9 protein-coding genes and 1 pseudogene are annotated in these 9,770 nt (G+C 61.4%); 3 read left to right on the top strand and 7 right to left on the bottom strand.

Annotation, left to right across the window (positions count from 1 at the left end; all coding sequences use genetic code 11):
* The 6 genes and pseudogenes from SOP85_RS30120 to SOP85_RS30095 all read right to left on the bottom strand — a co-directional run.
* A partial coding sequence (locus SOP85_RS30120) for a radical SAM protein (RefSeq protein ID WP_442967959.1) occupies window positions 1-237 on the bottom strand: 237 nt, incomplete at its 3' end.
* 13 nt (window positions 238-250) lie between these two features.
* Complete coding sequence (gene pqqD / locus SOP85_RS30115; protein ID WP_274076357.1) at window positions 251-388, bottom strand: pyrroloquinoline quinone biosynthesis peptide chaperone PqqD; 138 nt, start codon at window positions 386-388, stop codon at window positions 251-253.
* Window positions 388-665 (bottom strand): annotated as a pseudogene (locus tag SOP85_RS30110) (pyrroloquinoline-quinone synthase PqqC); the annotation flags it as partial. The gene pqqD and the pseudogene SOP85_RS30110, both read right to left, overlap by 1 nt.
* Window positions 666-864: 199 nt before the next feature.
* Window positions 865-936 carry a pyrroloquinoline quinone precursor peptide PqqA gene (gene pqqA / locus SOP85_RS30105; protein ID WP_003243383.1) on the bottom strand — a complete coding sequence of 24 codons (72 nt, stop codon included), beginning with the start codon at window positions 934-936 and terminating at the stop codon, window positions 865-867.
* A gap of 80 nt (window positions 937-1,016) precedes the next feature.
* Window positions 1,017-3,113, bottom strand: a complete 2,097-nt coding sequence (locus SOP85_RS30100; protein ID WP_323629295.1) for a PQQ-dependent dehydrogenase, methanol/ethanol family — start codon at window positions 3,111-3,113, stop codon at window positions 1,017-1,019.
* A gap of 55 nt (window positions 3,114-3,168) precedes the next feature.
* A complete protein-coding gene (locus SOP85_RS30095) occupies window positions 3,169-4,101 on the bottom strand; it encodes a transporter (RefSeq protein ID WP_323629294.1) in 933 nt (310 codons plus the stop codon).
* Between the two features lie 258 nt (window positions 4,102-4,359).
* Here SOP85_RS30095 and SOP85_RS30090 point away from each other — a divergent pair, with 258 nt between their 5' ends.
* Window positions 4,360-6,282 carry a sigma-54-dependent Fis family transcriptional regulator gene (locus SOP85_RS30090; RefSeq protein WP_274076250.1) on the top strand — a complete coding sequence of 641 codons (1,923 nt, stop codon included), beginning with the start codon at window positions 4,360-4,362 and terminating at the stop codon, window positions 6,280-6,282.
* On the opposite strand, the gene SOP85_RS30085 is transcribed toward SOP85_RS30090, so the two are convergent.
* Window positions 6,264-7,511 (bottom strand): MFS transporter, encoded by a 1,248-nt coding sequence (locus SOP85_RS30085; RefSeq protein ID WP_323629293.1) that lies wholly within the window; start codon window positions 7,509-7,511, stop codon window positions 6,264-6,266. The genes SOP85_RS30090 and SOP85_RS30085 overlap by 19 nt on opposite strands.
* Before the next feature lie 99 nt (window positions 7,512-7,610).
* Between SOP85_RS30085 and SOP85_RS30080 the strand changes: the two genes are divergently transcribed.
* Window positions 7,611-8,069: a winged helix-turn-helix transcriptional regulator gene (locus tag SOP85_RS30080; RefSeq protein WP_274076252.1), complete on the top strand. Its 459-nt coding sequence runs from the start codon at window positions 7,611-7,613 to the stop codon at window positions 8,067-8,069.
* 193 nt (window positions 8,070-8,262) lie between these two features.
* The coding region (locus tag SOP85_RS30075; RefSeq protein WP_323629292.1) for a potassium transporter Kup at window positions 8,263-9,770 on the top strand (1,508 nt) is incomplete at its 3' end.

Below are 9,770 nucleotides of genomic sequence, written 5' to 3'. Positions count from 1 at the left end.
GGCAATCAGTTCGGCAAGGTCCTGGCGCACCAGGGGCTCGCCGCCGGAAAAACCCAGCTGCGCCGCGCCCATCTCCCGCGCTTCACGGAACACCTTGAGCCATTGTTCGGTGCTGAGTTCTTTACCTTGTTCGGCGAAATCCAGCGGATTGGAGCAGTACGGGCATTGCAGCGGGCAGCGATAGGTCAGCTCGGCCAGCAGCCACAGGGGCAGGCCGATCTCGGGTGTGGGCGGCACTTGCCTGGATGAATCAGGCAAGTTCGATCCAGTGCTGCGCACGGGCAACCTCCATGAATTGCTCGATGTCGTCCGCGAGTTCGGGCACGCCCGGGAATTGCGTGTCGAGCTCATTGATAATCGCGGCGACGTCACGCTCGCCGTCGATCAAGCCGCCGTCTTCGCCGGGGGCGCCGTCGTGGTCCAGCAGGCGTTGAATCCACTCGCGGCGGATCTCGCGGTCCGGGCAGTTGGCCAGGATCGCCGCGTCCTTCAGCGGGATGTTCACCTGATAGTAAAAACGGTTGGCGACCCAGCCCTGGATCTGCTCGCGGGTCGCCCGGCCTTCATACATCGCCACGTGATACGGGTGATAGATGTGGTAATAGGCGCCCTTGGCGCGCAGGGCGGCTTCGAATTCGGCGGGGGGACATCGGGGTGTCGGTCATTGCGGGTCTCCGGAGTACAGCCGGTGGATTCTTTGGTGGCTGGTCTGGCCCTTTCGCTGGCAAGCCAGCTCCTACAGGGGTACGCGGTCACTGTAGGAGCTGGCTTGCCAGCGAAGGGGCCGTCAGTTACAACACAATACTCATGCCGTCATACGCCACTTCAACTTCACGGACGCAGACGCAGTACCACGCTAAAGGGTTAGCGGTTGGCAAAGTACATGGTGACTTCGAAGCCAATGCGCAGGTCGGTGTAGGCAGGTTTGGTCCACATGATCGAGTTCCTCTTTTTTTGAATGGATGGTTTCAAAAGCTGATCGGGCATCCTTGCCCCTTTGCGCTACCTCTGTGCAATCACGGCGTGGCCTTGGTCGCAACCGGTTGCTGTGCCTTGAGGTATTGGGCGTACTCCTGGCTCATTACGTAGTGCTTGATCTTCTCGACATCGGCGGGCTCGAGGCTGTCCTTGAAGGAGGGCATGCCCAGAGGCCGCAGTACGCCATCCAGGACGATCTGCTGGAACAGGTTTCGATGGGACTCGTCGGACTTGCGCAGATCGGGGATCAAGCCACCACTGATCGCACCCACACCGTGGCAGACGGAGCAGTAGGCACCGTACAGCTGCTGGCCGGCCGCGATATCCGCAGCGGGAGCGTCGACCGGTTTTGGCGTGCGGTTTACCGCCACCACTGTTTTTTCTGGTAGCGGCGGCAGAGAGGCCTTGCCGTCGAGTTTGAACACCAGCAGGCGGCTGACGTTACCCGCCCCCGGCGCCAAGGCGGCATCGCCTCCGATCAGCGGGGCGACACCACCCCAGCCGGCCATCACGGCGAGGTACTGCTCACCCTCCAGGCTATAGGTCATGGGGGCGGCGACGATGCCGGTCTGTGCGCCGAACGACCAGAGCTTTTTGCCCTTGTCTGCAGAGTAAGCGATGAAGTTGCCGTCGGCCGTACCCTGGAACACCAGGTTGCCGGCGGTGCTCAAGGTGCCGCCGTTCCAGTAGTGAGCGTAGGGCACGCGCCAGGCTTCCTTCTGCTTGACCGGGTCCCAGGCCAGCAGGGCACCGGAAACGGCCTCGCGGGGAATCTCGGTGGCGTCGGAGAAGCCCGCGCCGGTGTTGAAGCCCTTGCGCTTGATGAAGTCCTTGCCTTCGTTGCGATAGACACCCGGGATCTCCTGGTAGGGGATATACACCAGGCCGGTTTGCGGGTTGAACGACATCGAATGCCAGCCGTGAGCGCCGAAGGGGCTCGGCCACATGACGATGGGCTCTTTCTGGTAGCGCACACCGGGCGCCTCCACCGGCTTGCCGGTAGCCAGGTCGATCTTCTCGGCCCAGGTGACCTTGCCGAACTTCTCGGCAGAGAGCAGCTCGCCGGTCTGGCGGTCAATGACATAGAAGAAGCCGTTCTTTGGCGCTTGCATCAGCACCTTGCGCATTTTGCCGGCGATCTCCAGGGTCGCCAGGGTAATCTGCTGGGTGGCGGTGAAGTCCCAGGAGTCGCCCGGTGTCACCTGATAGTGCCAGGCCAGCCGGCCGGTGTCCGGGTTGAGCGCAAGGATCGAGGACAGGTAGAGGTTGTCGCCGCCACCGGGGCTGCGCAGTTCACGGTTCCACGGCGAACCGTTGCCGGTGCCGACGTACAGCAGGTCCAGTTCAGGGTCATAGGCCATGCCGTCCCATACGGTGCCGCCGCCGCCGAGCTTCCAGTACTCGTTACCTTTCCAGGTCTTGGCCGCCTCGGCCAACTCGGGATGTTCATAGGGTTTGTTCGGGTCGCCGGGCACGGTGTAGAAGCGCCAGGCTATCTCGCCGCTCTCGGCGTCATAGGCGGAGAAATAGCCCCGCACACCGTACTCGGCGCCACCGTTGCCGATGATGACCTTGCCCTTCACCACACGCGGCGCGCCGGTGATGGTGTAGGGCTTGCTGTTGTCGGTGGTCTGCTGGCTCCACACCTGTTGGCCGGTTTTTGCGTCGAGGGCAATCAGCCGGCCGTCCAGGGTGCCGATGAAAACCTTGCCGTTCCACAGCGCGACTCCGCGGTTGACCGCGTCACAGCAGGCGTCGCGGGCCTTGTCGCGGGCGATCTGCGGATCGAAGGTCCAGAGCGTCTTGCCGGTGCGTGCATCCACCGCGATCGCGCGGCTCCAGGACAGCGATGCGTAGAGCACGCCGTCGGCGAATAGCGGCGTGGCTTCCAGGCCGCGATGGTTATCAAGGTCGACGGACCAGGCCAGGCCCAGCTTGTCGGCGTTCTTCGCGGTGATCTGGTCCAGTGGGCTGAAGCGCTGTTCGTCATAGGTGCGGCCGTGGCTGAGCCATTGGCTACCGTCCTGCTTACTGGCAATGATGGCGGCCTGGTCGACGTGTGCGGCGACGGCCAGCGGCGCCAGCAAGGCGAAGGCCAGGCCAGCGAGAATTCGGGATGCAGACTGCGTGTTCATAGACGCAGGACTCCTGTTATTTGAATTGGAATGAGACCCTTGCGAGCGGCGATGGCTAGAACAGCTGCAGGATGCGAAAGTTGATGCGGCTGTCCTCTTCGAAGCCGTTGTCCACCGTGATGTCCTGCCCGTAATTGACCATCAACTGGGTGCCCGGGGTGACGAAGTACGACGTGCCGACCGTGAATTTGCTGGTGCCCGGCTTGTCGTCCATATCTATGTCACTGATGTTGCTTTCACCGCCCCAGAGCTTCGAAATGCCCGCACGCACATCGAAACGCTCGGTGAAGTTGTAGCGTAGAAAAGCCTGGCCCTGGTAGAGCGGGTCCTGCTTCTGGGTGTCGCCAGCGCTACCGAAGTCGTTGTTGTGGCCAAAGAAAGTCACGTCGCCGACCAGATCGAGGGTCAGCTTTTCGGTCAGGCCGGTGATATAGCCCGCTTGCAGGGCGAGCTTCCAGCGGTTCTCGCCGAGGTTGATCGCGCGGTCCTTGTCGTAGCTGCCGGTGGGCACGTAGAGGAACGGGGTGATACCGAAGTAGCGGCGATTTTTCGGTTCATTCAGCAGCCAGACGGTGGCGGCGAGGATCAGGTCGCCAGTGCCGCTGTCGTTGCCCAGGTCTTGCAGATCATCCTTGGCCCGCACGTTGCCGAACGGCAGGAGAAACTGCGGGTCGACGATGTAATCGCCGATCCTGGTGAAGTGCACGCCGCGCAGGATACCGATGTCGGAATCCAGACCGGCATCGATCGGCACCTTGTGACCGTCGGAGTAGAGGGCATTGCGCTCGGCATGTTGGTAATAGACCAGGCCCAGGTTGGTGCCTTCGGGAAGGGCCGTGTAATCGCCGGCATCGACGTCCACCGCCATGGCGCTGCAAGAGAAACTGGCCAGCAGGCCGAAGAGCGAAGCGTGAAACAGATGGACCAGGCGACACTGGTGTGGCGGCCAGCCCGGGCTGCGACGAGCCGGCCCTGTGCTCATTTTCATGACATTACCTTTATTGTTTTTGTTTATGATCGACCTAGTGCCGGAGCGGTTATCCGGACTAACGTGAAGTCATTGAGCAGAGCTTGTGCCAGCTTTTTATGGTTTGAAAGAAAAGCTTTTAAATCAATGGCTTGAGTAATAATAAGAAGTGTCGAAGGCCGCGCGGGAATTGTCCCGCTGTATCGCTGGCTCAAATTGAGACAGTGGCTTGGGGTCGAGCTGGCCCACTTCGAGACATTCGGCCGCGAGACGCATGCCATGCCCAAATTCAATAGCCCCGCGACACCTTCCTCGCGCAAGCGTTTCGTCGATTCACAAGTGATCGAGAGATCCTGGCAGCGCTCGCAGAACTACGGCCTGTGCCCGCGCGACAATCTGCTGTTTGACGCGCCAGTGGTTGCCAGTCGCGCGCAGATCGCCGAAAGCAATCGCCTGTTGCTGACCTGCGCCGCCCCGGAGATGGAGCAGCTGCACGCCGCCCTGTCGCCGAAAGACTGGGTGCTGGCCTGCCTCGATCTGGAAGGCGTGGTGCTCAGCAGCCTGGGTCGACTCAGCCCGGACAACCGCGAGTTGAATCAGGTGTTCCGTGTCGGTGCGCAGATCTCTGAACAAAACGTGGGCACCACCGCGCCGAGTTGCGTCCTGACCGAGCGCGATTCGGTGTTTTTTGTCGGCGAGGAGCATTACCTGGAGGAGGCTCGCCAGTTCTCCTGCCTGGCCACGCCGATCTTTGGCCTGGACGGCGGCATCGTCGGGGTACTGGACGCCAGCAGCAAACATGGCGTGCCCTCGGTCTATACCCTCGATAGCCTGGTGTTCGCCGCTCGCGCCATCGAAAACCGCATGTTCGCCCAACTTGGCGACGTGCTGCTGGTGCATCTGCACCATCGCCTGGACATCCTCGGCACGCCACTGGAAGGTCTGCTGGCCTTCGACCCGGCCGGTAAGCTTCGCTGCGCCAACCGCATCGCCGGTCAGTTGTTGAAGCTCGGCGAGAACCACGCCGGCCTGGACTTTACCGAGCTGTTCGACATGCCCTTCGTCCATGCCACCTGTTATTGCCGCCACGACCTCAGCGCACCGTTGCGCCTGCGCGGTCACCACTGCGGCGACCTGCATGCTTGCATCACCCTCGGCCCCGAGCGCAAACCGGAACGGGGACAACGTCGGCTACCCTTGCCTGCGAGTACCGCCGAGCCGCTGCCAGCGCCGCAATCGGGCCCGTGCCTGCAGGATCCGGCCCTGCAGGACGCTCTGTCCCGCGCACGCAAGGCCTTCGCCCGCGACATCCCGGTGTTGATCAACGGTGAGACCGGCACGGGCAAGGAGGTCTTCGCCCGTCTGTTGCACGAAGGCAGCAGGCGCGCCGGCGAAGCCTTCGTTGCGATCAACTGTTCGTCCATCCCCGCCAGCCTGATCGAGTCGGAATTGTTCGGCCACGCCGAAGGTGCCTTTACCGGCAGCCGCAAGGGCGGCGCCAGCGGCAAGATCGAACAGGCGCACAAGGGCACCCTGTTCCTCGACGAGATCGGCGACATGCCCCCGGAGCTGCAGGGTCGCCTGCTGCGCGTGCTGCAGGAGCGCAGCCTGACCCGGCTTGGCAGCAGTCAGTTGATCAAGGTGGATTGCGCGTTGATCTGCGCCACTCACCGCGACCTCAAGCAGCTCAGCGCCAACCAGGGGTTTCGCGAGGATCTCTATTACCGCATCAACGGCCTGCGCGTTGTCCTGCCGGCGTTGCGTGAACGCCACGATCTCGACGCACTGATCCAGCACCTGCTGCGCGCCGAAACCAACGCGCACCCATCGCCCAGGCTGAGCAAGGTGGCGCTGCAGGCGCTGTTGGCGTACCGCTGGCCGGGCAATGTTCGTCAGCTTTACCAGACCCTGCGCCTGGCCGCTGCCCTGGCCGAGAATGAAGAGGAAATCGGCCTGCAGCACCTGCCGGACGACGTATTGGAGGATTGTGATACCCCGGTCGAATCAGCGCCAGGTACGCCGCAGCCGCAGCCGAAGGCGGGGGATACCCTGCAGGTCTCGAAGCTGCGCGCGATCAAGGCGGCGGTGGAAGCGAGCGGCGGCAACCTCTCGGCCGCCGCGCGCAGCCTGGGGATCGGGCGAGCGACCCTGTACCGCAAGCTCAAGGCAATCGAGGAGGGTTATCAACTGCCGTCGGATTGAGACGTGAGAAACCACAGAATCCAGGCACTGACACTGATCAAGGCCCCCAGCAGACTGACGGCCTCCCAACCCCATAGCGCATAAACCTGGGTTGCGGCGGCGGCTCCCAGCGCGCTGCCGACCGAGTAGAAGCACATGTAGGCGCCGACCATGCGGCTTTGGGCGTCGGGTCGTGCGGCGAAAATGATGCTCTGGTTGGTGACGTGCACGGCCTGCACCGCGAAGTCGAGCAGGACGACGCCGCAGACCAGCGCGACCAGCGACGTCTCGGCAACGCTGATGGGCAACCAGGACAGCGTCAGGAGCCCCAGCGCAATGCCGGTCACGCGTTGCCCCAGGCCTTGGTCGGCCCAGCGACCGGCGCGTCTGGCAGCCAGCGCACCGGCGACACCGGCCAGGCCGAACAGGCCGATGGCGGTGTGTGAAAGCGACAGCGGCGGGGCGCTCAACGGCAGGACCATGGCTGTCCACAGCACGGAAAAAGCGGCAAAGATCAGCAGCGCCAGCAGGCCCCTTGCGCGCAACGTGGGTTCGCTGATGAACAGTTTGAACAACGAACCGATGAGCGCGAGGTAGGTATCCTTATGCCTGGGGGAGGGTGTGACAGGCACCACTTTCCACAGCACTGCCGCGAGGGTCAGCATCAAACCTGAGGACACAAAGTAGACAGCGCGCCAGCCTGCGATGTCTGCGATCAAGCCGGAAGTAAATCGCGCCAGAAGGATGCCCAGGACAATCCCGCTGGTGACCGTCCCGACTGCTTGCCCGCGTTGCGAGGGCGTTGCCAGCACAGCGGCGTAGGCCACCAGCACCTGAACGACCACTGCCAGCAAACCCATCACGATCATGGCAGCCAACAGGGCCAACCATTGCTGTGCTGCACCGACCGCCGTCAGCGCCACCGCAGACAGCAGAACTTGCGTCAGCATCAGTCGCTTGCGGTTGACCAGGTCCCCCAGCGGGACGATGAACAGCAACCCCAATGCATAACCGACCTGAGTCGCAGTCACCACAACCCCGATCATTGATGAGGCCACACCCAGGCTCTGGGCCATGGAGTCGAGTAATGGTTGGGCGAAGTAAACATTGGCCACTGCCAGCGCGCAGGTGATGGAAAACAACAACGTGAGGGATGGCGAAAGCCTTGGAAAGCGGTCGGTTACCGCAGGCGATATTGGCGAAGGCTCCCTGACCAGACATTGGCTGGCTGAATCGACATCTGCTGTCATGTGCGCCTCCATGGGCTAAACTGGTTTCAATTGGAAACTGGATTCAATTGTTGGTGCATTCGGTTTCAAATTGCAACCACATTCCGCAAGGTCAACAAAATGCTCGAAGACACCTCACCGCCAGGCAACGAATGCCCGGTAGCCAGAACACTGGAAGTCATTGGCGATCGATGGTCACTCATGATCATCCGCGACGCTTTCGACGATATTCGCCGGTTCAGCGAATTTCAAAAGAGCCTGGGCGTGGCGAAGAATATTCTGGCGTCGCGATTGAAGGCGCTGGTCGAGGTCGGGATATTCGACGTTCGACCGGCCTCAGATGGCAGTGCCTACAAGGAGTACGTGCTGACGGAAAAAGGGCGGGAGATCTTTCCGGTGGTGGTCAGCATGCGGCAGTGGGGCGAACGTTTTCTGTTCGAGCCCCAGGAGACCCGTTCCGTGCTGTTGGACAACAGGTCCGGCCAGCCGCTGATGCCGATTGAGGTTCGCTCAGCAAGCGGGCAGAAGCTGGGACCTGCTGATTGCCACAGGGTTAGGCGCCTTGACGGCGAATCGTGAATCGAGGGGCAGACCGGCATCTTTGGCGCCCGCCGGTTAATTTTTACGCTTTTTTTACGGTAGGCGGGTCAGTCTGCAACGATACTGGCCGCGATTTTCAACGGTCCATGCATCTGCATTTTTAATGGCACTGGCAATGTATTGCCCAAGGATGACGTGAACTTCTTCCCCCGCCATACGAGAGAAGCGGCCCTTGAGTAAAACAGTGACCCTTGCACACACAGATTCCCCATCCAGAACCTCAGGGGTCGGCTTGCTCGTCGCCGCTGTCGGGGTGGTTTATGGGGACATTGGCACCAGCCCCCTCTACACGCTCAAAGAAGTCTTTTCCGGCCACTACGGCGTCCAGGTCAATCACGACGGAGTGCTGGGCATTCTGTCGTTGATCTTCTGGTCGCTGATCTGGGTGGTCTCGATCAAATACGTGTTGTTCATCCTGCGTGCCAACAATCAGGGCGAAGGCGGCATCATGGCGTTGACCGCGTTAGCCCGTCGCGCGGCAGCACCTTATCCGTACATGAGCAAGGTACTGGTGCTGCTCGGCCTGTTTGGCGCGGCACTTTTTTACGGGGACAGCATGATTACCCCGGCCATTTCGGTGCTCTCCGCGGTTGAAGGACTGCAGCTGGCGTTTGACGGAATCGAACACTGGGTCGTGCCCTTGTCAGTGATCGTGCTGGTGGCGCTGTTCCTGATACAAAAACATGGCACGGCTCGAATCGGCATCCTGTTTGGTCCGGTCATGGTGCTGTGGTTCGTGGTGTTGGGTGCGCTTGGGATCTATGGGATTTTGCAGCGCCCAGAAGTGTTGCAAGCGCTCAATCCTGCCTGGGCCGTGCAGTTCTTCGTGGTTCATCCGGGAATCGGGGTGGTGATTCTGGGCGCTGTCGTGTTGGCACTGACCGGTGCTGAAGCACTGTATGCCGACATGGGCCACTTTGGCCGCAAACCGATCTCGCGCGCGTGGTTCATCCTCGTACTGCCCGGTTTGGTGCTCAATTACTTTGGCCAGGGCGCCTTGATCCTGGGTAACCCGGAGGCTGTGCGCAACCCGTTCTATCTGCTGGCGCCTGATTGGGCACTGCTGCCGATGGTCGCGCTCTCCACACTGGCCACCATCATCGCTTCTCAAGCAGTGATTTCCGGTGCGTTCTCCCTGACTCGCCAGGCCATCCAGCTGGGTTATATCCCCCGCATGTTTATCCAGCACACCTCCAGTCAGGAGCAAGGGCAGATCTACATCGGCACGGTCAACTGGGCATTGATGGTCGGTGTAGTCCTGCTGGTCATCGGCTTCGAGTCGTCCAGTGCGTTGGCCGCAGCCTATGGCGTCGCAGTGACGGGGACCATGTTGATCACGACAATATTGTCCTCGGCGGTTGTCCTGCTGCTATGGAAAACGCCGCGCTGGTTGGCCATTCCAATGCTGCTCGGTTTCCTGCTGGTCGACAGCCTGTACTTCGCGGCCAATGCGCCGAAGATTTTCCAGGGCGGCGCGTTCCCGGTGATTGCCGGCATTGGCCTGTTCATTTTGATGACGACCTGGAAGCGCGGCAGGAAAATCATTGTCGAGCGCTTGGATGAAACCGCACTGCCGCTCCCGCTATTCATCGACAGCATCCGTTCGCAACCTCCCCATCGTGTGCAAGGCACGGCAGTGTTCCTGACGGCCAGGACCGATGCTGTTCCTCATGCGCTGTT

It is taken from the genome of Pseudomonas sp. YuFO20 (assembly GCF_035064975.1).
Taxonomy (GTDB): domain Bacteria; phylum Pseudomonadota; class Gammaproteobacteria; order Pseudomonadales; family Pseudomonadaceae; genus Aquipseudomonas; species Aquipseudomonas putida_AE.
This window is presented reverse-complemented; position numbering and strand designations above follow the sequence as displayed.

Excerpts from the sequence above, each read along its gene's own strand:
- SOP85_RS30100 (WP_323629295.1), bottom strand. The coding sequence starts at position 3,113 with ATGAACACGCAGTCTGCATCCCGAATTCTCGCTGGCCTGGCCTTCGCC.
- SOP85_RS30085 (WP_323629293.1), bottom strand. The coding sequence starts at position 7,511 with ATGACAGCAGATGTCGATTCAGCCAGCCAATGTCTGGTCAGGGAGCCT.
- SOP85_RS30080 (WP_274076252.1), top strand. The coding sequence starts at position 7,611 with ATGCTCGAAGACACCTCACCGCCAGGCAACGAATGCCCGGTAGCCAGA.
- SOP85_RS30095 (WP_323629294.1), bottom strand. The coding sequence starts at position 4,101 with ATGAAAATGAGCACAGGGCCGGCTCGTCGCAGCCCGGGCTGGCCGCCA.
- SOP85_RS30090 (WP_274076250.1), top strand. The coding sequence starts at position 4,360 with ATGCCCAAATTCAATAGCCCCGCGACACCTTCCTCGCGCAAGCGTTTC.